Source organism: Microbacterium sp. OR21 (genome assembly GCF_047306785.1).
In the GTDB taxonomy this organism is placed as follows: domain Bacteria; phylum Actinomycetota; class Actinomycetes; order Actinomycetales; family Microbacteriaceae; genus Microbacterium; species Microbacterium esteraromaticum_E.
Window position 1 is genome coordinate 495,056 of sequence record NZ_JAZEXJ010000003.1, and the last position, 22,641, is coordinate 517,696.

The 22,641-nt window shown below is 69.7% G+C and carries 17 protein-coding genes; 7 read left to right on the forward strand and 10 right to left on the reverse strand.

What is annotated here, in order from left to right:
• Positions 1-15: 15 nt before the first annotated feature.
• From V2S04_RS10985 to V2S04_RS11000, 4 genes are all read left to right on the forward strand, one after another.
• Positions 16-537, forward strand: a complete 522-nt coding sequence (locus V2S04_RS10985) for a DUF3000 family protein (protein WP_413638775.1) — start codon at positions 16-18, stop codon at positions 535-537.
• Positions 530-1,726, forward strand: coding sequence for an HRDC domain-containing protein (locus V2S04_RS10990; protein ID WP_413638492.1), 1,197 nt, complete (start codon positions 530-532; stop codon positions 1,724-1,726). The genes V2S04_RS10985 and V2S04_RS10990 overlap by 8 nt, the downstream gene beginning before the upstream one ends.
• Before the next feature lie 74 nt (positions 1,727-1,800).
• Positions 1,801-3,006 (forward strand): thiolase family protein, encoded by a 1,206-nt coding sequence (locus V2S04_RS10995; RefSeq protein WP_340086573.1) that lies wholly within the window; start codon positions 1,801-1,803, stop codon positions 3,004-3,006.
• A gap of 5 nt (positions 3,007-3,011) precedes the next feature.
• Positions 3,012-5,171, forward strand: a complete 2,160-nt coding sequence (locus V2S04_RS11000) for a 3-hydroxyacyl-CoA dehydrogenase NAD-binding domain-containing protein (protein ID WP_413638493.1) — start codon at positions 3,012-3,014, stop codon at positions 5,169-5,171.
• Between the two features lie 76 nt (positions 5,172-5,247).
• Here the strand turns inward: V2S04_RS11000 and V2S04_RS11005 are convergent, their stop codons facing one another.
• The 7 genes from V2S04_RS11005 to dut form a co-directional block, all read right to left on the reverse strand.
• Positions 5,248-6,873 carry a GMC oxidoreductase gene (locus V2S04_RS11005; protein WP_413638494.1) on the reverse strand — a complete coding sequence of 542 codons (1,626 nt, stop codon included), beginning with the start codon at positions 6,871-6,873 and terminating at the stop codon, positions 5,248-5,250.
• A 4-nt stretch (positions 6,874-6,877) separates the two neighbouring features.
• On the reverse strand, positions 6,878-7,768 hold the full coding sequence (locus V2S04_RS11010) for a YegS/Rv2252/BmrU family lipid kinase (RefSeq protein ID WP_413638495.1): 891 nt from the start codon (positions 7,766-7,768) through the stop codon (positions 6,878-6,880).
• Positions 7,769-7,797: 29 nt separating this feature from the next.
• Complete coding sequence (gene dxs, locus V2S04_RS11015; protein ID WP_413638496.1) at positions 7,798-9,741, reverse strand: 1-deoxy-D-xylulose-5-phosphate synthase; 1,944 nt, start codon at positions 9,739-9,741, stop codon at positions 7,798-7,800.
• Between the two features lie 117 nt (positions 9,742-9,858).
• Entirely contained in the window at positions 9,859-12,765 is a 2,907-nt protein-coding gene (locus V2S04_RS11020) for an aconitate hydratase (RefSeq protein ID WP_413638497.1), read from the reverse strand.
• Between the two features lie 130 nt (positions 12,766-12,895).
• Positions 12,896-13,657 carry a DUF3159 domain-containing protein gene (locus tag V2S04_RS11025; protein ID WP_413638498.1) on the reverse strand — a complete coding sequence of 254 codons (762 nt, stop codon included), beginning with the start codon at positions 13,655-13,657 and terminating at the stop codon, positions 12,896-12,898.
• Complete coding sequence (locus V2S04_RS11030; protein ID WP_099195468.1) at positions 13,654-14,241, reverse strand: DUF3710 domain-containing protein; 588 nt, start codon at positions 14,239-14,241, stop codon at positions 13,654-13,656. Before V2S04_RS11030 ends, V2S04_RS11025 begins: the two co-directional genes overlap by 4 nt.
• Positions 14,238-14,687, reverse strand: a complete 450-nt coding sequence (dut, locus tag V2S04_RS11035) for a dUTP diphosphatase (protein ID WP_413638499.1) — start codon at positions 14,685-14,687, stop codon at positions 14,238-14,240. The genes V2S04_RS11030 and dut overlap by 4 nt, the downstream gene beginning before the upstream one ends.
• A 3-nt stretch (positions 14,688-14,690) precedes the next feature.
• Between dut and V2S04_RS11040 the strand changes: the two genes are divergently transcribed.
• Positions 14,691-15,173 (forward strand): DUF3093 domain-containing protein, encoded by a 483-nt coding sequence (locus tag V2S04_RS11040; protein WP_413638500.1) that lies wholly within the window; start codon positions 14,691-14,693, stop codon positions 15,171-15,173.
• 59 nt (positions 15,174-15,232) lie between these two features.
• On the opposite strand, the gene V2S04_RS11045 is transcribed toward V2S04_RS11040, so the two are convergent.
• On the reverse strand, positions 15,233-15,526 hold the full coding sequence (locus V2S04_RS11045) for a DUF4193 domain-containing protein (protein ID WP_099195465.1): 294 nt from the start codon (positions 15,524-15,526) through the stop codon (positions 15,233-15,235).
• Between the two features lie 210 nt (positions 15,527-15,736).
• Between V2S04_RS11045 and sepH the strand changes: the two genes are divergently transcribed.
• A complete protein-coding gene (sepH, locus tag V2S04_RS11050; RefSeq protein WP_413638501.1) occupies positions 15,737-16,759 on the forward strand; it encodes a septation protein SepH in 1,023 nt (340 codons plus the stop codon).
• Here the strand turns inward: sepH and V2S04_RS11055 are convergent, their stop codons facing one another.
• Entirely contained in the window at positions 16,760-17,887 is a 1,128-nt protein-coding gene (locus V2S04_RS11055) for an alkaline phosphatase family protein (RefSeq protein WP_413638502.1), read from the reverse strand.
• A gap of 83 nt (positions 17,888-17,970) precedes the next feature.
• Between V2S04_RS11055 and V2S04_RS11060 the strand changes: the two genes are divergently transcribed.
• The gene (locus tag V2S04_RS11060; RefSeq protein ID WP_413638503.1) at positions 17,971-20,409 is read left to right on the forward strand and encodes a DNA gyrase/topoisomerase IV subunit A; all 2,439 of its coding nucleotides are present in this window, start codon (positions 17,971-17,973) and stop codon (positions 20,407-20,409) included.
• A 19-nt stretch (positions 20,410-20,428) separates the two neighbouring features.
• Here the strand turns inward: V2S04_RS11060 and V2S04_RS11065 are convergent, their stop codons facing one another.
• Positions 20,429-22,555: a DNA gyrase/topoisomerase IV subunit B gene (locus tag V2S04_RS11065; protein ID WP_413638504.1), complete on the reverse strand. Its 2,127-nt coding sequence runs from the start codon at positions 22,553-22,555 to the stop codon at positions 20,429-20,431.
• Positions 22,556-22,641: the final 86 nt, after the last annotated feature.

Here is a 22,641-nt window from a genome sequence, read left to right on the forward strand (position 1 = left end):
GCAGAGCTTCGTGAGATGGCGTTCCGCGCCGACATCGTGGTGCGGGAGATCCCGTCTCCGGCGGGGCTCGCGCCGTTCGCGCTCGCGCTCGCCGCGGATGTGCGCCCCGACGATCACGGCGACTCGGTCTACGGCACGGGGCGCTTCGTGCTGCTGCACGACCCGGATGAGCCCGACGCGTGGGGCGGGGCGTGGCGGATCGTCGCGTTCGCGCAGGCGCCTCTCGAGCCCGAGATCGGCACCGATCCGCTGCTCGCCGACGTCGCGTGGTCGTGGCTGGTCGACGCCCTCGACTCGCGCGAGGCCGCGTATCACTCGGCATCCGGCACGTCGACGAAGATGCTCTCCAAGGGCTTCGGCGCGCTGGCTGCGGAGGGCGACGGGGCGCAGATCGAGCTTCGTGCGTCGTGGACTCCGGATGCCCCGCTGCGCCCGCATGTGGAAGCATGGGCGGAGCTGGTCGGGATGCTCGCGGGACTCCCGCCCGGATCAGAGGACGTCGCCGTGTTCGGCGCGAGAAAGGGCGCACGTGGCTGAGTACTCCGTGATCGACGACCGTGCGGAGTTCGAGGCGGCAGCCGCCGCGCTGGCGCAGGGAACCGGGCCCGTGGCGGTCGATGTGGAGCGGGCCTCCGGGTTCCGCTACTCCCAGCGCGCGTACCTCGTGCAGGTCTACCGCCGCGGCGCCGGCGTGCACCTGTTCGACCCGCCCGCGATCGGTGAGTTCCGAGCGCTTCAGGATGCCATAGGCGATGCCGAGTGGGTGTTCCACGCGGCAAGTCAGGATCTGCCGTCGCTGCGCGAGCTCGACCTCGTGCCCTCGCGCATCTTCGACACCGAGCTCGCCTCGCGACTCCTGGGCAGTGACGGCTTCGGGCTCGCCGCGGTCGTCGAGCACACGCTGGGCATCACTCTCGCCAAGGCCCATTCCGCCGCCGACTGGTCGACCCGACCGCTTCCCGACCCGTGGCTGGAGTACGCCGCGCTCGACGTGCTCCACCTCGTCGACGTGCGCGATGCCCTCGTCGCGGAGCTCGACGCCGCCGGCAAGTCGGAGATCGCCGCCGAGGAGTTCGAAGCGACGCTGCGCCGCCTGCCGAAGCCGCCGCGAGAGGAGCCATGGCGGCGGCTGAGCGGACTGCACAAAGTGCGCGGCGCCCGTCAGCTCGCGGTGGCTCGCGAGCTGTGGACCGCCCGCGAGCAGTACGCCGAGGAGGTCGACGTGTCGCCGGGACGGCTCGTTCCCGACCGCTCACTGCTCGCCGCGCTGCTGGCGTCGCCCCGCTCGAAGCAGGACCTCGCCGGCCTCAAGGAGTTCAACGGACGCGCGAGCCGCACCCAGCTCGATCGCTGGTGGGCCGCGATCGAGAAGGGGCGCACGACCGACGATCTGCCGCGCGAGCGGGTGCCGAGCGATGCGCTCCCCCCGCCGCGTGCCTGGGCCGACCGCAACCCGGACGCCGACCTGCGGCTCAAGGCCGCTCGCCCGGTGATCGAGGCGCTGGCTGAAGAGCTGCACATGCCCACCGAGAACCTGCTCACTCCCGAGCACCTGCGCCGCCTCGCCTGGCAGCCGCCGACGGAGTTGACCGCGCAGTCCGTGGGCGCGGCGCTCCTGGAGCTCGGGGCACGCCCCTGGCAGGTTGCGCATACCGCACAGAAGATCGTGGATGCATTTGTAGAGGGGCCGCAAACCCCCGTCGAGGGGTTGCCGAGCGCTTCGTAGGTTCGATCCAACCGATTCCAGGCCGCGTTTGCGCACTCCTAGGGTGGATGAGAACCCCAACCTATGGAGGCAGAGTGGCCGAGATCTCGGACGTCTACTTCGTCGATGGAGTGCGCACCCCGTTCGGGCGCGCCGGCGAAAAGGGCATGTACTGGAACACCCGCGCTGATGACCTCGCCGTCAAGGCGACCATCGGACTGATGGAGCGCAACGCCGCTGTCCCGGCGGAGCGCATCGACGACGTGGCGATCGCCGCCACGTCGCAGACCGGAGACCAGGGCCTCACGCTGGGTCGGTCGGTCGCCATCCTGGCCGGCCTTCCGCAGACGGTACCCGGCCTCGCCGTGGAGCGCATGTGCGCCGGCGCGATGACCAGCGTGACCACGATGGCGGCATCCATCGGCGTCGGCATGTACGACCTCGCCCTCGCCGGCGGCGTCGAGCACATGGGCCACCACCCGATCGGCGGCAACGCAGACCCGAACCCGCGCTTCGTGGCAGAGAAGATGGTCGACCCGGGGGCGCTCAACATGGGCGTCACCGCAGAGCGCATCTTCGATCGCTTCCCGCATCTCACCAAGGAGCGCTCCGACCGCTTCGGCATGCTGAGCCAGCACAAGGTGCAGGCCGCGTACGACGCGGGCAAGATCCAGCCCGACCTCGTGCCTGTCGCGATCAAGGGCGCGGACGGCGCGTGGGGTCTCGCGACAGAGGACGAGGGCCGTCGCCCGCAGACCACGATGGAGGATCTCGCCGCGCTCAAGACGCCGTTCCGGCCCCACGGCCGGGTCACCGCGGGCACGTCCTCCCCGCTCACCGACGGCGCAACCATGTCGCTGCTGGCCGGCGGCGGGGCGGTGAAGGAGCTGGGCCTGCAGCCGAAGATGAGGATGGTCTCGTTCGCGTTCGCCGGCGTGCAGCCCGAGATCATGGGCATCGGCCCCATCCCCTCGACCGAGAAGGCGCTGAAGAAGGCCGGTCTCGACATCTCCGACATCGGACTGTTCGAGCTGAACGAGGCGTTCGCCATCCAGGTGATCTCCCTCCTCGACCACTTCGGGATCGCCGACGACGACCCGCGCGTCAACCAGTGGGGCGGAGCGATCGCGGTGGGACACCCGCTCGCGGCATCCGGAGTCCGGCTGATGATCCAGCTCGCGGCTCAGTTCGCCGAGCGCCCCGACGTGCGCTACGGTCTGACCGCCATGTGCGTCGGACTCGGCCAGGGCGGCTCGGTCATCTGGGAGAACCCGTTCTACGACGGCAAGAAGAGGAAGTGACCGCGATGGCTGACACGATCAACGCACAGTACGCCGGGGTCGACTTCACGCCCCTGTCGGCACTGGCCGACGGCGAGGTCGTCACGCACTCCCCCGTGCGCGACATCCGTCTCGCCTCGGGCAAGGTGCTCGCCCTGATCACCCTCGACAACGGTCGCGATCACACGCGACCGAACACGCTCGGTCCTGCCACGCTCACCGAGCTCGGCGAGACGCTCGACTCGCTCCGAGCTCGCGCGGCCGCGGGAGAGATCCAGGCGGTGGGCATCACCGGCAAGCAGTACATCCTCGCTGCGGGAGCCGACCTGTCCGACATCAGCCGGGTGGGGTCGAAGGACAACGCCCGCCTGATCGCGCAGCTCGGGCACAAGGTGCTCGGCTCGCTGTCGGAGCTGGGCGTGCCGTCCTTCGCGTTCGTCAACGGGCTCGCGCTCGGCGGCGGCATGGAGATCGCGCTGAACTCCACCTACCGCACGGTCGACGCATCCGCCGCGGCTCTCGCGCTGCCCGAGGTCTTCCTCGGGATCATCCCCGGCTGGGGTGGCGCGTACCTCGTGCCGAACCTGATCGGCATCGAGAACGCGCTCGAGGTCGTCATCTCGAACCCGCTCAAGCAGAACCGCATGCTCAAGCCGCAGCAGGCGTTCGAGCTGGGCCTGATGGACGCCATCTTCCCGGCATCCACGTTCCTCGAGAGCTCGCTGGCCTGGGCAGACGCGGTGCTCGGCGGAAAGAAGGTCGAGCGTAAGAACGAGCCGGGCAAGATCGAGCGCACAGTCAAGTGGCCGATCGCGATCAAGATGGCCCGCGGCATGCTGGAGTCGAAGATCGGCACCGTGCCCCGCTCGCCCTACGTCGCCCTCGACCTGCTCGAGAAGGCGAAGAGCAGCACGAAGGCCGAGGGCTTCGCCCGTGAGGACGAGGCCCTGGCGGAGCTCGTCACCGGCGATCAGTTCGCTGCCTCGATGTACGCCTTCGACCTCGTGCAGAAGCGCGCCAAGCGCCCCGTCGGAGCCCCCGACAAGGCGCTGGCGAAGAAGGTGACCAAGGTCGGCATCATCGGCGCCGGCCTCATGGCCAGCCAGTTCGCCCTGCTCTTCGTGCGCAGGATCCAGGTTCCGGTGCTGATCACCGACCTCGATCAGGCGCGCGTCGACAAGGGCGTGGCATACATCCACGACGAGATCGGCAAGCTCGAGCAGAAGGGCCGCCTGGACGGCGACACCGCCAACAAGCTGCGCTCGCTCGTCACCGGCACGACCGACAAGACGCAGTACGCGGACTGCGACTTCGTGATCGAGGCCGTGTTCGAGGAGGTCGGGGTCAAGCAGCAGGTGTTCGGCGAGATCGAGAAGATCGTCGCAGAGGACGCGATCCTCGCGACGAACACCTCGTCGCTGTCGGTCGAGGAGATCGGCTCCCAGCTCGCCCACCCCGAGCGCCTGGTCGGGTTCCACTTCTTCAACCCGGTCGCGGTCATGCCGCTGATCGAGATCGTGAAGACGCCGCACACCGCGGAAGCCGCCCTGTCGACGGCCTTCGTCGTCGCGAAGGGTCTGGGGAAGAACGCCGTGCTCACGGCCGATGCTCCCGGCTTCGTCGTGAACCGTCTGCTCGCGAAGGTCATGGGCGAGGCGGCTCGGACCGTGTACGAGGGCACTCCCATCGCAGACGTCGAGAAGGCGTTCGGGCCGCTCGGACTGCCGATGGGACCGTTCCAGCTGATCGACCTGGTCGGCTGGAAGGTCGCGGCGCACGTGCAGGACACCATGGTGCGTCACTTCCCCGACCGCTTCTACGCGAACGAGAACTTCCACGCTCTCGCCGAGCTGGATGCCGTGGTCGAGAAGGACAAGGGCGGCCGGGTGACCGGATGGACGAAGGCCGCCGAGAAGGTGCTCAAGGGGCATGCGGGCAGCTCGCCGGCATCCGCTGAGACGATCCTCCGGCGCGTGCAGGACGGCCTGGCGCAGGAGATCCGGATCATGCTCGATGAGGGTGTCGTGCCCGAGGTGGAGGACATCGACCTCTGCCTGATCCTCGGCGCCGGGTGGCCGTTCATCGACGGCGGTGCGTCGCCGTACCTCGACCGCGAGGGCGCGTCGGAGCGGGTGTTCGGCAGCACCTTCCACACCCCGCCCATCCGCGGGATCGCTCAGAACTGACGCTCACTGGCAGGGGCCGCACCTCCGGGTGCGGCCCCTGCTGTCGTCCCTGCCGGCTCGTGCGACGATGCGCGGATCAGCCGACCGGTGCGGGGCGCTGATCGACCTCGCCGCGGCGCGGCCAGTGGGCGACGGCGCGTTCGGCGAGTGCGGTGATCGTCAGCGAGGGGTTCACTCCCGGGTTCGCCGGCACCGCCGCACCGTCGAGGACGTGGATGCCCGGGTGCCCCCATACCCGGTTCCACGGGTCCACCACTCCCCGGTCGGGTGAGTCGCTGATGACCGCACCGCCGAGGAAATGCGCAGTCAGCGGGATGCCGAACACCTCCGGCCACGATCCGCGGGGCTCGGTGCGCACTCCGGTCTCCCCCTGCATCCGTTCGGCGATGGCCGCCACGGCTCGATGCGCCTGCGGCAGGTACGACGGATTCGGCGCACCGTGCCCCTGTCTGCTGGTCAGCACGTCGCGGCCGAACCGGCGACGGAGTGACAGGGTGAGCGAGTTGTCGGCGGTCTGCATGACCAGTGCGATGATGCCCCGCTCGCTCCAGCGGTGCAGGTCCGCGAGGCGGAACTGGCGGATCGGATGCCGGATGAGCGCGCCGAGCAGCAGGGCGAGTCGTCGACCGAAGGAGCGGTCGCCGGGAACGAGGACGGTCGCGAGAGCGCCCATCAGATTCGAGCCCGGGCCGTAGCGCACGTTCTCGACGTGCGTACGATCGTCGATGTGGAACGAGGTGGTGATCGCGACGCCTCGCGCATAGCCCGCGGAGTCGGGCACCCGCGTCGACACGGCTCCGTCGAGCGCCTCCGAGTTCGTGCGGGTGAGCCGGCCGACGGCATCCGAGATGCGCGGCAGCGCGGCCGATGCGCGCATACGGTGCAGCAGCTGCTGCGTGCCCCAGGTGCCCGCCGTCAGCACCACCTGCTCGGCGCGCACGGTCCGCCGGTCGCGGCGCAGCCATGCGCCCGAGCGCTCGGTGGTGACGAGGTAGCCGCCGCGCGCATCCTGGCGCACCTCGACGACGGTGCGCATCGCGTCGATCCGAGCACCGCGCCGCTCGGCGAGGGCGAGGTAGTTCTTCATGAGCGTGTTCTTCGCGCCCACCCGGCAGCCGGTCATGCAGTTGCCGCACAGCGTGCATCCCGTGCGATCCGGCCCCTCCCCGTCGAAGAACGGATCCGGCACCCGCACTCCCGGCGTGCCGAGGAACACCCCCACCGGGGCGTGACGGAAGGTGTCGCTCACGCCGAGATCCTCGGCGGCGCCGGCCATGATCCGCTCGACCGGCCCGGTGTGCGGATAGCGCTCCACCACCCCGAGCATCCGCTTCGCGGTCGCATAGTGCGGGGCGAGCTCTGCATGCCAGTCGATGCCGGCGGGCCAGTTCCGGTCGGCGAAGAACGACGACGGCGGCTCGTACAGCGTGTTCGCGTAGTTCAGCGATCCGCCGCCGACGCCCGCGCCGGCGAGGATCATGACGTGCGGCAGACGGTGGATGCGCTGCACGCCGAAGCATCCGATCCGCGGCGCCCACAGGTAGCGACGCACGTCCCACGAGGTCCTCGCGAAGTCCTGGTCTTCGAATCGCCGGCCCGCCTCGAACACGCGCACGCGGTACCCCTTCTCTGACAGGCGCAGCGCGGCGACGGATCCGCCGAAGCCCGATCCCACTATCACGACGTCCTCGTCGTACGTCATGTGCTCACTCCTTCGGGACCATCATCGTTACGGCGGCCGGTCGGACGCCGATGACGCATTCGCTCACGCCGACGCGCTCACCGTCGGCGTATACGACGAGGTCAGGCGCCGCCACCCGCACAGAGCGCGCCCGGCGATGCCGCACCTCGGGCAGCCCCAGGTGGCTGCCGCGCAGCAGCAGCGGGAAGAGCCGCAGCAGCCTCCTGCGGCGCAACGGCGCGACGTGCACGATGTCGAGCAGTCCGTCATCGGGCCGAGCGCCGGCGCAGATCGGCATCCCGCCGCCATAGCTGCGGGTGTTGCCGACGGCGAGCAGCGTACCGGGCTGCACGCGCTCTGCGTCGCCGTCGATCGAGATGCGGAACAGGGTGGAGCGCAGTCGCGCGAGCTCGATGACGAGTGCGAGGTAGTAGCGCAGCCGGCCGCTCGGACGGCGCAGCGCGTTCGTGCGCTCGCTCACCTTCGCGTCGAATCCGAGTGCCGCCACGGTGAGGAACGTCCTCGCCGAGCCCTGCGACCGGATCGTGCCGAGGTCGATCGTCCGGGCGGAGCCGTGCAGCGCGACGAGGGCGGCCGTCTGCGGATCGCCCGTCGGGATGCCGAGTGCCCGTGCGAGGTCGTTGCCGGTTCCGGCCGGTACGAGGGTGATCGGATGCCCGTTCTCGGCCAGCACGTCGATGATGCCGGCGAGCGTGCCGTCGCCGCCGACGACGACGACCCCGTCGGGATCCGCCCGGACCGCCCGCTCTGCGAGCGTCATGGTCTGCTCCGCCGTGCTGCCGGCGTAGACACTCACGTCGGCACCGGCCGCGCGCAGCGCGCTCGCGGCCTCCACGCCGACGCGCGCACCGTGCCCCCTGCCCGCCTGCGGGTTGACGATGAGCGCGAGGCGCACGACCTCGTCCACTCGGCCGCTCGAGAAGCTCAGCGCTTCTGGACGAGCGGCAGGTCGATGGCTCCGGTCTGCCCAGCGGCCTTCGCGACGGGGATGCGGGTGCCGCCGACCTGCGCGACGACGTCCGCGGTGATCTTCTCGGCCTCAAGACCCGCGTCCTCGAGGATCTGCTCACGGGAGGCGTGCTCGAGGAACTCGTCCGGCAGACCCAGTTCGTCGACGCCGGTGTCGATCCCGGCCTCGCGCAGCACCTGGCGCACACGGGTGCCGATACCGCCCACCCGGATGCCGTCCTCCAGCGTGATCACCAGCCGGTGCCGTGCCGCCAGCTCCACCACCGAGCTCTGCACCGGCACCGCCCATCGCGGATCGATCACCGTCGCGCCGATGCCGCGTGCGCGCAGCCGCCCGGCGATGTCGACCGCCATCTCGGCGAACGAGCCGATCGCGACGATCAGCACATCCTCCTCCTCGCCGCGGGCGAGCACGTCGGTGCCGTCGGACAGACGCTCGATCGCGTCGATCGTGTCGGGGACGTCGCCCTTCGGGTAGCGGATGACGGTCGGCGCGTCCTCGACGGCGACGGCCTCGGCGAGGGCTTCGTGCAGGCGCGCGGCGTCGCGCGGAGCTGCGATCCGGATGCCCGGCACCATCTGCAGCATGGCGAGATCCCACACCCCGTGGTGGCTCGGGCCGTCGGGGCCGGTCACACCGGCGCGGTCCAGCACGAAGGTGACGCCGGAGCGGTGCAGCGCGACGTCCATCAGCACCTGATCGAACGCGCGGTTCATGAACGTGGCGTAGATCGCGACGACGGGGTGCAGACCGCCGAAGGCCAGGCCCGCCGCGGAGGCCACCGCGTGCTGCTCGGCGATGCCGACGTCGTAGACGCGGTCGGGAAAGCGCTCGGCGAACGCGGCGAGGCCGGTCGGGCGCAGCATCGCCGCGGTCATCGCGATGACCTTGTCGTCGCGCGCGCCGATCTCGACGAGCGCGTCGGAGAACACCGACGTCCACGACGTGCCGGACGACGATGAGAGCGGGCCGCCGGTCTTCGGGTCTATGCGGCCGACCGCATGGAACTGGTCGGCCACGTCGTCGAGAGCGGGCTGGTAGCCGCGCCCCTTCTCGGTGATGGCGTGCACGATCACCGGCGCACCGTAGTCCTTGGCGAACTGCAGCGTCTCGATCAGCGCATCGACATCGTGCCCGTCGACCGGGCCGAGGTACTTGATGTCGAGGTTGGAATACAGCGCCACATTGTTGGTGAAGCGCGACAGGAAGCCGTGTGTTCCGCCGCGGACGCCGCGGAACACGGCCCGGCCGAGCGGACCGAACGCGCGGAACAGCCGGTCGGACTTGCGATGCATCTCCCGGTACACGCCCGCGGTGCGCACCCGGTTCAGGTAGCGCGACATGCCGCCGATCGTCGGTGCGTAGGAGCGCCCGTTGTCGTTGACGACGATGACCAGGTTGCGATCGTTGTCGTCGCTGATGTTGTTCAGCGCCTCCCACGTCATCCCGCCGGTGAGCGCGCCGTCTCCGACCACGGCGACCACATGGCGATCCGAGCGGCCGGTGGCCGTGAGGGCACGCGAGATGCCGTCCGCCCAGCTCAGCGAGCTCGACGCGTGCGAGGACTCGACCACGTCGTGCACGCTCTCCGACCGCTGCGGGTAGCCGGCGAGTCCCCCGCGCGAGCGGAGGTTGGAGAAGTCCTGCCGTCCCGTGAGCAGCTTGTGCACGTACGACTGATGCCCGGTGTCGAAGATGATCGGGTCATCGGGAGACGAGAAGACCCGGTGCAGCGCGATCGTCAGCTCCACGACGCCGAGGTTGGGCCCGAGGTGCCCGCCGGTGCGGGCCACGTTCTCGACGAGGAACGCGCGGATCTCCGCCGCCAGCTCGATCAGTTCCGCGCCGGAGAGTCGGTCGAGATCTCGGGGGCCGCTGATACTGGGCAGGATCGGCATGGACGTCCTTCCGCGACGTGGATCACGCGCCGGAGACGGCGTGCGCATCGGAACATTCTACCGCGGGATGCGACAGGGGCTCGGATGCCGAAGCATCCGAGCCCCTGTCTCCGTCGGTCAGACCAGCGAGCGCAGCACGTACTGCAGGATGCCGCCGTTGCGGTAGTAGTCCGCCTCACCGGGGGTGTCGATGCGGACGACCGCGTCGAAGGTGATGGGCTCGCGGCCCTCGGCCGAGAACTCGCTCGGCGTAGCCGTGACCTTCACCGTCTTCGGGGTGACGCCCTCGTTCAGCGCGGTCAGGCCCTCGATCGAGATGATCTCGGTGCCGTCGAGTCCGAGCGACTCCCACGTCTCGCCGGCCGGGAACTGCAGCGGCACGACGCCCATGCCGATGAGGTTCGAGCGGTGGATGCGCTCGAAGCTCTCGGTGATGACCGCCTTCACGCCGAGCAGGTTCGTGCCCTTGGCCGCCCAGTCGCGCGAGGATCCCGAGCCGTACTCCTTGCCGCCGAAGATCACCAGCGGGATGCCCTCGTCCTGGTAGTTCTGCGACGCGTCGTAGATGTACGCCTGCGGACCGCCCTCCTGGGTGAAGTCGCGGGTGAACCCGCCCTCGATCTGCTGGCCGTCGTTGACGGCCTTGACCAGAGCGTTCTTCAGGCGGATGTTCGCGAACGTGCCGCGGATCATCACCTCGTGGTTTCCGCGGCGCGAGCCGTAGGAGTTGAAGTCGCGCTGCTCGACGCCGTGCTCGGTGAGGTACTGCGCGGCCGGGGTGCCGGCCTTGATGTTGCCGGCGGGCGAGATGTGGTCGGTGGTGACCGAGTCGCCCAGGGTGGCCAGCACGCGTGCGCCGGTGATGTCGGTGACCGGCGCGGGCGTCAGCTCCATGCCGTCGAAGTACGGGGCCTTGCGCACGTACGTCGACGAGTCGTCCCACTCGAAGATCGGCCCGGTCGGCGTCGGCAGGTTCTTCCAGCGCTCGTCACCGTCGAAGACGGTCGCGTACTGCTTGATGAACTGGTCGCGCGAGATCGACGAGTCGATGATCTCCTGCACCTCTTGGGGTGCGGGCCAGATGTCCTTGAGGAAGACGTCGTTGCCCGCTTCGTCCTGACCCAGCGGGTCGCTCTCGAAGTCGAAGTGCATCGAGCCGGCGAGGGCGTAGGCGACGACCAGCGGCGGGCTGGCGAGGTAGTTCATCTTGACGTCGGGGCTGATGCGACCCTCGAAGTTGCGGTTGCCCGAGAGCACCGCGGTCACAGCGAGGTCGTGCTCGTTGACGGCGGCCGACACCTCTTCGATCAGCGGGCCGGAGTTTCCGATGCAGATCGTGCAGCCGTAGCCGACGGTGTAGAAGCCGAGACCCTCGAGGTCCTTGTCGAGCCCGGACTTCTCGTAGTAGTCGGTGACGACCTTCGAGCCGGGTCCGAGCGTGGTCTTGACCCACGGCTTCTGCTTCAGCCCCTTCTCGCGCGCCTTGCGGGCGAGAAGCCCGGCGGCGATCATCACCGACGGGTTCGAGGTGTTGGTGCACGAGGTGATGGCGGCGAGCGTGACGGCGCCGTTGTCGAGGATGTACTGCTGACCCTCGGGAGTCGTCACCTTGACCGGGTTCGATGCGCCGTGGTCGCCGCTGGAGGCGAGCATGCTGTGCTCGTGCGCGCTCTCGTGCTGGTACGAGACGCCCTCCTCCGAGACGTGCTCGCGCTCGACACCGGGCGCGTTGCCCGGATCCGATGCCGGGAACGTGCCCTCGACCTCGACGGATCCCTCGTTCGCGGAGGTGTAGTTCAGGATGTCCTTCTCGAACTGCTGCTTCGCCTCGGCCAGCAGGATGCGGTCCTGCGGGCGCTTGGGGCCGGCGATCGAGGGGACGACCGTCGACAGGTCCAGCTCCATGTACTCCGAGTACGAGGGCTCCTTGTTGGCGTCGTGCCACAGTCCCTGCACCTTGGCGTACTGCTCGACGAGCTCGACGGCGTGCTCGTCGCGCCCGGTGAGGCGGAGGTAGTCGAGCGTCACGTCGTCGATGGGGAACATCGCCGCGGTCGACCCGAACTCGGGCGACATGTTGCCGATGGTCGCGCGGTTGGCGAGCGGCACGGATGCCACGCCTGCGCCGTAGAACTCGACGAACTTGCCGACCACACCGTGCTGGCGCAGCATGTCGGTGATCGTGAGAACCACGTCCGTGGCGGTGACACCGGCGGGGATCTCGCCGGTGAGCTTGAAGCCGACGACGCGCGGGATGAGCATCGACACGGGCTGGCCGAGCATCGCGGCCTCCGCCTCGATGCCGCCGACGCCCCAGCCCAGCACGCCGAGGCCGTTGACCATCGTGGTGTGCGAGTCGGTGCCGACGCAGGTGTCGGGGTAGGCGCGCAGCACACCGTCGACGGTGCGGTCGTAGACGACCTTCGCCAGGTGCTCGATGTTGACCTGGTGCACGATGCCGGTTCCCGGGGGCACGACCTTGAAGTCGTCGAACGCGGTCTGGCCCCAGCGCAGGAACTGGTACCGCTCGCCGTTGCGCTGGTACTCGATCTCGACGTTGCGCTCGATCGCGTCGGGACGGCCGAACAGGTCGGCGATGACCGAGTGGTCGATGACCATCTCGGCCGGCGACAGCGGGTTGATGCGGTTCGGGTCGCCGCCGAGGGCGGTGACCGCCTCACGCATGGTGGCGAGGTCGACGATGCAGGGAACACCGGTGAAGTCCTGCATGACCACACGGGCCGGCGTGAACTGGATCTCGGTGTCGGGATCGGCCGAGGGGTCCCACGAGCCGAGCGCCTCGATCTGCGCCTTGGTGACGTTCGCACCGTCCTCGGTGCGCAGCTGGTTCTCGAGAAGCACCTTCAGCGCGAAGGGGAGCTTCTCGTGACCGGCGACCGTGTCGACCCGGAAGATCTCGTAGTCGGTGCTGCCGACCGTCAGGGTGCTCTTGGCACCGAAGCTGTTCACCGTGGACACGAATCCGTCTCCTTCTGATCGGATGGAAGCGACAGGCGCTTCCATCTTGCTCGCCGAGAGAGCGCCACGGCTAGCAAGGTTGGCCTTACCAGTCTGCGTCGGGCGACCGCTCGGACGGAATGAGCAATTTATCTTGACGTCAAGATAAATCTACCAGAGGGATGCGCTCCGCGTCCTACTCGGCACGCCGGTACAGGGCGCGCACGACGAGCCAGGTGACGGCGACCATCGGCGCGAACAGCGGCAAGCCCATGACCAGCTTCAGCGTGCCGAGCAGCGTCACCTGATCGGTGAGATAGAGCGGCAGCTGCACGGCGAGGCGCAGCAGGAAGAGCGCTCCCCACGCCAGACCGAGCCAGAAGAACGCACGGCGCTTGCGGCGGTCCGACCGCCAGCTCGTGCCCTCCCCCATCAGGAAGCCGACGGCCAGGCCGATGATCGACCAGCCGATCAGCGCGGAGACCACCATCGCCGTGCCGTAGAGGGCGTTGGTGATGAGCCCGGGCACGAAGTTGTCGGCCCCGCGTCCGGTCCACAGGGCCAGGGCCGCGGCGGCCGCCGCGGCGACCAGTCCCCCGAGCGCGGCGGACGGCGGCGACTTCTGCACGAGACGCACGATCGTGAACACCGCGGCGATGCCGACGGACACCCCCAGCGAGAGAAGCAGAGGCTCGGGGCGGATGGTGAAGAGGATGACGAAGGCGAGGCTCGGCAGGACCGACTCGACGATCCCGCGCCATCCGCCCATCGCAGTCCAGACAATGCGCTGGGTGCTCTCCTCGGTCTGCGCGCTGAGACCGGCGCGGCGCGCGGCGCCGCTGAGTGCCGCGCCGATCACCTCCGCGGCCGTCGGCTCGCTCTGCGGAGCGGAGCCGGCCGGCTCCGCCGCCGAGCGCTCCGCGGAACCGGCGCCGTCCGGATCGTCGGGCAGCGTCACGCCGATCCCGGCGTGGACGGCATCTTGAGCGGGATCAGATCGCGCGGCGGCATGGGCGATCCACCGCGCACCACGACGATCGAGCGGAACAGATCCTCGACCTGCTCGGCGGCCGCGGGATCCGATGCCGCGTCACCGCCGATGACGCCGCGCAGGAACCAGCGCGGGCCGTCGACGCCGATGAAGCGGGCCAGGCGCATGCCCGAGCCCTCGGCCGCGGTCGCCGGCACCTCGGCGAGAAGCTCCTTGCCGAGGTTGCCCTCGCGCTCTTCGACGCGTCCTCCCTGGGTGCGGATCTGATCGCGCAGCTGCACGCGGGTCTCGTCCCACAGACCGCGAGTGCGCGGCGCGGCGAAGGGCTGCACCTGCAGCGACGAGCCGGCGTAGTCCAGGCCGACGGCCACGATCCTCTTGCTCTGCTCCTCGACCTCGAGGCGCAGGTTCAGGCCCTCGCGGGGCAGCACCTTGATGCCGCCGAGGTCGATGTACGGGCGAACCGGGTTCGCCTCGCTGTCGTCGAACGGGCCCGCGGTCGCACGATCGGCCGGTGCGGACTTCAGCGTGGGTTCGATCTCTTCAGTCATTCGCTCTTTCCCTGGGTGTAGCCGGTCGACCCGAATCCGCCGTCGCCGCGTACGCTCTCGGGCAGTTCGTCGACAGGCTCGAAGCGGACCTGCACGACGGGCATCACGATCAGCTGCGCGATCCGGTCGCCGACCGCCACATCGTACGCTTCCCTGCTGTCGGTGTTCAGCAGACTGACCCTGATCTCACCCCGGTAGCCGGCGTCGACCGTGCCCGGGGAGTTCACCACGGTGATGCCGTGCCTGGCCGCGAGCCCGCTGCGCGGGACGACGAAGGCGGCGTACCCCTCGGGCAGCGCGATGCGCACTCCCGTGCCGATCAGCGCCCGCTCGCCGGGCTCCAGGCGGACGGCCTCGGTCGAGACGAGATCGGCCCCCGCGTCTCCGGGGTGCGCGTAGAACGGGACGTTCGCGGAGATAATGGGAACGGCAACGGAATGAGTCACCCCATGAGGCTAATGCAGAACACCCGCCCGGCTACGCGCGAGACCTACCGTGAGCGGCTCGCTCCCGGTATGTGGCTCCTGGTCACGATCGCGCTCGCGGGCCCGATGGTCTCACTGGTGCTGACGCCCCTGGACCCGAGCCTCGCGCTCATAGTCGGGGCCGCCGTCTCTCTTGTCCTGGTGACGCTGAGCATCGCCCTGTCCCCCACGATCCGCATCGCAGACGGTGTGCTGCACGCTGGGCGGGCCCACATCGACGCGCGGTGGCTGGGCGAGCCGCAGGATCTCGGCGGTGAGGACGCCAGGGCCCGTCGCACCCATCAGATCGACAGGGAGGGCTGGAATCTGCTGCGCGGAGGGATCGACGGGGTGGTGATCGTGCCGATCACCGATCCCGATGACCCGGTGAGCAGCTGGATGCTCTCGTCGCGCACCCCCGACCGCCTCGCCGCGGCGATCCGGTCGGCGCGCACCGACCCTCGCTGAGGCCCCGGAACCAGAACGCGCCCCGGGCCAGGAGGGCCGGGGCGCGTGCGTGTCGGTCGTCAGGCGGCGCATTCCTTGCAGATGGGGCCGTCGGCACCCTCGTGGTCGAGCTGCGAGCGGTGCTTCACGAGGAAGCAGCTCATGCAGGTGAACTCGTCCTGCTGCGCGGGCAGCACGACGACATCGAGCTCCATGTCGGAGAGGTCGGCGCCGGGAAGCTCGAAACCCGTGGGGTTGTCTGCGTCCTCGACATCGCCGGCGCCGGACTGGCCGCTCGGCACGCGCTCCTTGAGGGCTTCGATCGACTCGGAGTCGTCTTCGCTCTTGCGAGGGGCGTCGTAATCGGTTGCCATGCGGTGATTCTCCACTTCCGTGGTGCGTGCGGGTCTGGGTGGGGGGATCCGATCTCGGGTGATCGGCGGGCCATAGTTTGCACGACTGGGCTTCATTTCGCAAATGCCTGTGGACCCGCTCGGGAAAACTCGCGGCACGCCCGCGGTATTCCCGCTGCGATCAGCCTGCGCGTGACACCATGAACGCACACCCATCAGAGGGGCATTGGCATGGAAAACGTCACCATCGTCGGAACGGAATCGGGAGTCCTCGTCCTCGCGACGGAGTCCGGGCAGCGCTTCGCGCTCCCCATCGACGACGTCCTGCATCGCGAGGTGCGTCGAGCGACCCGCGACGCGGAGCCCTCGCCCGCGCGCCTGGCCGCGAGCCCGCGTGACATCCAGGCGCAGATCCGCGCCGGCCTGTCGGCAGCCGAGGTCGCCGCGCTGCTCGGTGTGAGCGAGGCCGACGTGGCGCGCTTCGAAGGTCCGGTGCTGGCCGAGCGCGAGCACATCGTCAATCAGGCGCTCGCGGTTCCGGTGCTGATCGGCAGCGACGTCGAGCCGGATGCTCAGCCCACCTTCGGCATCGCCGTTCGCGCGAAGCTCGCGGATCTGGAGGCGACCGAGGAGCGCTGGGCGAGCTGGAAGGACGAGGCGGGCTGGACGGTCAAGCTGGAGTTCACCGCGAACGACGTCGCACACGACGCGCGCTGGACGTTCGACCCGCGCCGCAGCACCCTCTCCCCGATCAACGCCGACGCCACGCAGCTGTCCCGCCAGGGATCGCTGCCGGAGGGTCTCATCCCGCGTCTGCGCGCCGTCGACGCCGAGCGTGTCTCGCCCTATAAGGACGACAGCCGGTTCGACTCGGGCGCATTCGGCCCCCGCCTGCTGCCGCAGCCGGAGGAGAGCGAGGAGGCGACGCCGACTGAGCACTCCAGCGTCGCCGCCCATGATGCCGCTGCGCGGCGGGCGCCGGAAGAGCACCGCACGAGCTCTGAGACCGCCGATCTGCTGGAGGCTCTGCGCCGTCGCCGCGGCCAGCGCGAGTCCGCTCCGCTCTTCGACGACGCCGAGAGCGAGGAGCCCTCGCCGATCGCGCTCTTCGACGCGCTCGAGGAGCCCGAGGAGCAGCCCGAGGCGAAGCCGGCGCGCGAGCAGGCCGTCGAGCAGCCGAGCGGGCGCCGCAAGCGCCGCAACGCCATGCCCTCCTGGGACGAGATCGTGTTCGGGGCTCGCACCGACGAGTGATCAGCGGCGGAAGGCGCCCATCCGGATGAACGGCACCCGCCACTCCTCCGGCGTGAGCGCGCCGTGCTGTCCGACCATCCCGCGACCGCGCTGATCCTCGGCCTCGGCATCGTAGAGCGCGGCATTGCCCCGCGCGATGACGAGCATGTCGCCGATCCGCTCGCGCACGGCACCTGCGATCACCGGCCCGAACATGCCGGCGTCGATCGCCTCGGTGCGGCTGATCACGTCGGCGGATCCGTCGAGATCGCGCCGCCACCTGGCCAGCAGACGCGCATGGTCGACGTCCGGTTCGGCGTAGACATGCAGCATCCGCGGCTCCCCGCCGATGTGCCGGATGCCGTCGTGCCACCCGCCTGCCGCATCGAGCACGAGCTGACGGTGGTGCGGCACGTCGATCATGCCGTGATCGGCGGTGACCAGCACCCCGACCCCGTCGGGAATCGGTCGCGAGAGCGCGGCGTCCACGTCTTCCAGAGCGGCGACCCATTCCGCCGACGCCACACCATGACGGTGGCCCGCCTTGTCGACCTCCGGAAGGTAGCAGTAGACGAGGGCGCCGTCGTGCGCATCGGCCAGCTCCCAGGCCAGCTCCACCCTGTCGGCGGCGCTGCGCGCCGCCCGGAAGTCCGCCCCGCGCAGCGTCGCGCGTGAGAACCCGCTTCCCTCGTAGGCCGGGATGCCGATCGCGAACGCCGGATGCTCGGCTGCCGCGGCCTGCTCGAACACCGTCGCACTCTCCTGCCACCGCAGCGGATCGATGCCGTCCTCGTCCCAGCCGGAGAGCAGGTTCACCAGCGTGTCGCTCTCCCGGTCCCGCACCCGGTACCCGACCAGGCCGTGCCCGCCGGGTGCCGAGCCGGTGAGCAGCGATGTGAGAGCGGCGGCGGTCGTCGTCGGGAACACCGATCCTGCGATGTCCTTCTTCGCCATGGCCGACGACAGTGTGCGCGCGTGACCGGCGTGGGCGCGCAGCGGCAGCGCTCCGAGGCCGTCGACGACCACGAGCACGACCGATCGGACGGACGGGAGGTCGGCGGATCCGTCACGCAGTGCGGCGAGCAGCTGAGGCGCCACCCCGCTGATGTTCCGCGTCGAGTCGAGGCTGGTCGGTAGGATGAGAGGCATCCGGGTCAGTCTCGCACAGCCGACCCGACGCACCGCGCCCGAGCGCCGTCGCGAGTCCGCCCCGAGCGACCAGCAGGAAGTCCATGCCAAAGCCCTCGCCATCCGAGCCCGTTCAGGAGCGCATCCAGGACATCGACCTGTCCCAGGAGATGCAGGGCTCGTTCCTCGAGTACGCCTACTCGGTCATCTACTCGCGGGCGCTGCCCGATGCGCGCGACGGACTGAAGCCGGTGCAGCGGCGCATCCTGTATCAGATGGCCGAGATGGGCCTGCGACCGGATCGCGGACACGTCAAGAGCGCGCGCGTCGTCGGCGAGGTGATGGGAAAGCTGCACCCGCACGGCGACTCCGCCATCTACGACGCCCTCGTGCGCCTCGCCCAGGACTTCGCGCTGCGCGTGCCGCTCGTCGACGGGCACGGCAACTTCGGCTCGCTCGATGACGGACCCGCCGCCTCCCGCTACACCGAGGCGCGTCTCGCTGCATCCGCCCTGGCGATGACCGAGAGCCTCGACGAGGACGTCGTCGACTTCGTGCCGAACTACGACGGACAGTTCCAGCAGCCGGCCGTGCTCTCGGCCGCGTTCCCCAACCTGCTCGTCAACGGGGCCAGCGGCATCGCCGTGGGCATGGCGACCAACATGGCCCCGCACAACCTCATCGAGGTCGTCGCCGCCGCCACGCATCTGCTCGAGAACCCCGAGGCGAGCACCGCCGAGCTGATGGAGTTCGTGCCCGGTCCCGACTTCCCCTCCGGGGGGATCCTGATGGGGCTCGACGGCGTCAAGGACGCCTACGAATCGGGTCGCGGAGCATTCCGGCTCCGGGCGAAGACGTCGATCGAGCCGCTCGGCCCCCGCAAGACCGGCATCGTCGTCACCGAGCTGCCGTATCAGGTGGGTCCGGAGCGCGTGATCGAGAAGCTCAAGGATGCCGTCAGCGCGAAGAAGCTGCAGGGCATCAGCGATGTGCAGGACCTCACCGACCGCAAGAATGGTCTGCGCCTGGTCATCACCGTGAAGACCGGGTTCGACCCGGCGGCCGTGCTCGAGCAGCTGTTCCGCTTCACTCCGCTCGAGGACTCGTTCTCGATCAACAACGTCGCGCTCGTGGACGGCCAGCCGCGGACGCTGGGTCTGAAGGAGCTGCTGCGGGTGTACCTGCAGCACCGGATCGATGTCGTCACGCGACGCAGCCGGTACCGCCTGGCCCGCCGCAACGAGCGGCTGCACCTGGTGCGAGGGCTGCTGCTGGCGATCCTCGACATCGACGAGGTGATCCAGGTCATCCGCTCGTCCGATGACTCCGAGACCGCCCGCAGTCGTCTGCAGCAGGTGTTCGAGCTCGACGAGGTGCAGGCGGAGTACATCCTCGAGCTGCGCCTGCGCCGCTTGACGAAGTTCTCGCGCCTGGAGCTGGAGGCGGAGCGCGACAAGCTGCTCGCCGAGATCGCCGAGCTCGAGACCCTGCTCGCCGACCCCGCTCTCGTCCGCGCGCAGGTCGCCCGAGAGCTGGATACCGTGGCCGAGCAGTTCGGCACCCACCGGCGCACCCTGCTGCTCAACGCCGCGCCTCCCAAGGCGCGCACGGCGAAGTCGGCGGCCGAGCTGCAGATCGCAGACGCGCCGACCACGCTCCTGGTGTCAACCACCGGTCGCGCGGTGCGCGTCGACCTCGAGCCGGGCGCCGCGATCACCACCCCCGCGCGTCGCAGCAAGCACGACGCCATCCAGGCGCGACTCGAGACGACCACGCGCAGCGAGATCGGCGCCGTGACCTCCAGCGGCCGCGTGGTGCGTTTCACCCCGGTCGACATCCCCGCCGTGCCCGCGACGTCCGTCGGGCTCGGCGCCGGTGTGCGCATCTCCGACTACCTGGGTCTGACCGACCGCAGCGAGCGGGTCATCGCGCTGATCCGCTTCGACGATGACACGCCCCTCGCACTCGGCACGAAGGACGGAGTCGTCAAGCGCGTCGTACCGTCGACACTCGCCGTGCGTCCCGACATGGAGATCATCGGGCTGAAGCCGAAGGACGTCGTCATCGGCGCCGGCCCTGCCCCCGACGATGCAGAGCTCGTCTTCGTCACCTCCGACGCGCAGCTCCTGCATTTCGCGGCGTCGAACGTGCGCCCGCAGGGCGCTCCCGCCGGCGGCATGGCCGGCATGAAGCTCGGGGCGACGGCGCAGGTCATCTCGTTCACGGTCGTCACCTCGGCGGAGGACGCCGTCGTCGTCACCGTCTCGGGCTCGGCCGGCACCCTCGCCGGCGCCGATGCCGGGCGGGCCAAGGTCTCGGCGTTCACCGAGTTCCCCGCCAAGGGACGCGCCACCGGGGGCGTGCGCGCACATGCGCTCCTGAAGGGCGAGGACGGTCTCCGCCTCGCCTGGGCCGGCGTCGAGCCCCGGGCGGTGGGAGCGGACGGTGCAGCCCGCGTGCTGCCCGACTCCGGCGCGAAGCGCGACGGCTCGGGCCAGCCGCTGGATGCCGTCATCGGGTCGGTCGGCACCGCCATCGGCTGACCCCGCGGGTCAGCCGAGCTCAGGCGTCGATGGACTCGCGGCTGAGCCTGTCGCTGGAGCTCATGATGAACTCGCGACGCGGCGCGACCTCGCTGCCCATCAGCAGCTCGAAGGTGCGCACCGCGGCATCCGCCGACTCCGCATCCTCGATCGTCACGCGGCGCAGCAGACGCCCGGACTTCTCCATGGTCGTGTTGGCGAGCTGATCGGCGTCCATCTCACCGAGACCCTTGTAGCGCTGGATCGGATCCTGCCAGCGTTTGCCCGCCTTCTGCAGCTTCGTCAGAAGCGCGTGCAGCTCCGCCTCGGAGTACGTGTAGATGGTCTCGTTCGGCTTCGAGCCGGGGTTCATGACGATAACGCGGTGCAGCGGCGGAACGGCCGAGAACACCCGGCCCGCCTCGACCAGCGGGCGCATGTATCGGAAGAAGAGGGTCAGCAGCAGCGTGCGGATGTGCGCGCCGTCGACGTCGGCGTCGCTCATCAGGATGACCTTGCCGTACCGTGCCGCGCTCAGGTCGAACGACCGCCCGGAGCCGGCGCCGATCGTGGTGATGATCGCCGCGCACTCGGCGTTGCCGAGCATGTCGCTGATCGACGCCTTCTGCACGTTGAGGATCTTGCCGCGGATGGGCAGCAGCGCCTGGAACTCGCTGTTTCGCGCGTGCCGCGCGGTGCCGAGTGCGGAGTCGCCCTCCACGATGAACAGCTCGCTGTGCTCGACGTCGTTCGACCGGCAGTCGACGAGCTTCGCGGGCAGCGACGACGACTCGAGGGCCGTCTTGCGCCGCTGGGTCTCCTTGTGGGCGCGGGCCGAGACACGCGCCTTCATCTCGGAGACGATCTTGTCGAGCAGCATCGAGGCCTGGTTCTTGTCGTCGCGCCGGGTCGAGGCGAAGCGCTCGGCGAGCTGCTTGCGCACCACCTGCGCGACGATCGTGCGCACCGCCGGAGTGCCGAGCACCTCCTTCGTCTGCCCCTCGAACTGCGGTTCCGGCACCGTCACGGTGAGCACCGCGGTGAGCCCGGCCAGCACGTCGTCCTTCTCGAGCTTGTCATTGCCGACCTTGAGCCGACGGGCGTTCTGCTCGACCTGCCCGCGCAGGGTCTTCAGCAGCTCCTGCTCGAAGCCCTGCTGGTGTGTGCCGCCCTTGGGCGTGGCGATGATGTTGACGAAGGAGCGGATGGTGGTGTCGTAGCCGGTCCCCCAGCGCAGCGCCAGGTCGACCTCGCACTCGCGCTCGACCTCGGTGGCCTTCATGTGCCCGTCCGGCTGCAGCACCGGCACCGTCTCGGTGAAGCGTCCGCTGCCCTGGATGCGCCAGGTGTCGGTCACGGGTGCGTCGGATGCCAGGAACTCGACGAATTCCGAGATTCCCCCCTCGTACAGGTAGGAGGTGACGCGCGGCGCCGTGGGCTCGGCCGCATCGGCCGCAGGTGCCGAGAGGGGCCGCTCGTCGCGGATCTCGAGCTCGAGGCCGGGGACGAGGAAGGCGGTCTGCCGCGCGCGCGTCTCGAGCTCGGGAAGCTGGAACGCCGCGTCCTTGGTGAAGATCTGGCGATCGGCCCAATAGCGCACCCGGGTGCCGGTGACGCTCTTCGCGACCTTGCCGATGATGCGCAGCTCGCTGCGCTGCTCGAAGGGAGTGAACGGAGCATCCGGCCGCGGCTCGCCCTCGTCGGCGAACACGCCGGGCTCGCCGCGGTGGAATGACATCGCGTAGGTCTTCCCACCGCGGTCGACCTCGACGTCGAGGCGCTCGGAGAGCGCGTTGACAACCGATGCGCCCACGCCGTGCAGACCGCCGGACGCCGCGTACGAGCCGCCGCCGAACTTCCCGCCCGCGTGCAGCTTCGTATAGACGACCTCGACACCGGTGAGCCCGGTGCGCGGCTCGACGTCGACGGGCACGCCTCGACCGCGGTCGGCGACCTCGACGCTGCCGTCGTCGTGCAGGGTGATGTCGATCTTGGTGCCGTTGCCGGCCACGGCCTCGTCGACGGAGTTGTCGATGATCTCCCACAGGCAGTGCATGAGACCCGGCGAGCCGTTCGACCCGATGTACATGCCGGGGCGCTTGCGCACGGCCTCGAGGCCCTCGAGAACCTGGAGATGGTGGGCGGAGTACTCGGCAGTCACAGTCATCGATTCTATTTCCGGTGGGCCGCCCGCTCCGACCGCGACACCCGGTCGGCCGCAAGGGGATGTGCGGCGCGTACGCGGACAGCGAA

Bases quoted from the DNA above. Each gene is read 5' to 3' on its own strand.
- V2S04_RS10985 (WP_413638775.1), top strand. From the start codon at position 16: ATGGCGTTCCGCGCCGACATCGTGGTGCGGGAGATCCCGTCTCCGGCG.
- V2S04_RS11000 (WP_413638493.1), top strand. From the start codon at position 3,012: ATGGCTGACACGATCAACGCACAGTACGCCGGGGTCGACTTCACGCCC.
- V2S04_RS11005 (WP_413638494.1), bottom strand. From the start codon at position 6,873: ATGACGTACGACGAGGACGTCGTGATAGTGGGATCGGGCTTCGGCGGA.
- dxs (WP_413638496.1), bottom strand. From the start codon at position 9,741: ATGCCGATCCTGCCCAGTATCAGCGGCCCCCGAGATCTCGACCGACTC.
- V2S04_RS11020 (WP_413638497.1), bottom strand. From the start codon at position 12,765: ATGGAAGCGCCTGTCGCTTCCATCCGATCAGAAGGAGACGGATTCGTG.
- V2S04_RS11030 (WP_099195468.1), bottom strand. From the start codon at position 14,241: ATGACTGAAGAGATCGAACCCACGCTGAAGTCCGCACCGGCCGATCGT.
- V2S04_RS11040 (WP_413638500.1), top strand. From the start codon at position 14,691: ATGAGGCTAATGCAGAACACCCGCCCGGCTACGCGCGAGACCTACCGT.
- V2S04_RS11045 (WP_099195465.1), bottom strand. From the start codon at position 15,526: ATGGCAACCGATTACGACGCCCCTCGCAAGAGCGAAGACGACTCCGAG.
- sepH (WP_413638501.1), top strand. From the start codon at position 15,737: ATGGAAAACGTCACCATCGTCGGAACGGAATCGGGAGTCCTCGTCCTC.
- V2S04_RS11055 (WP_413638502.1), bottom strand. From the start codon at position 17,887: ATGCCTCTCATCCTACCGACCAGCCTCGACTCGACGCGGAACATCAGC.
- V2S04_RS11060 (WP_413638503.1), top strand. From the start codon at position 17,971: ATGCCAAAGCCCTCGCCATCCGAGCCCGTTCAGGAGCGCATCCAGGAC.
- V2S04_RS11065 (WP_413638504.1), bottom strand. From the start codon at position 22,555: ATGACTGTGACTGCCGAGTACTCCGCCCACCATCTCCAGGTTCTCGAG.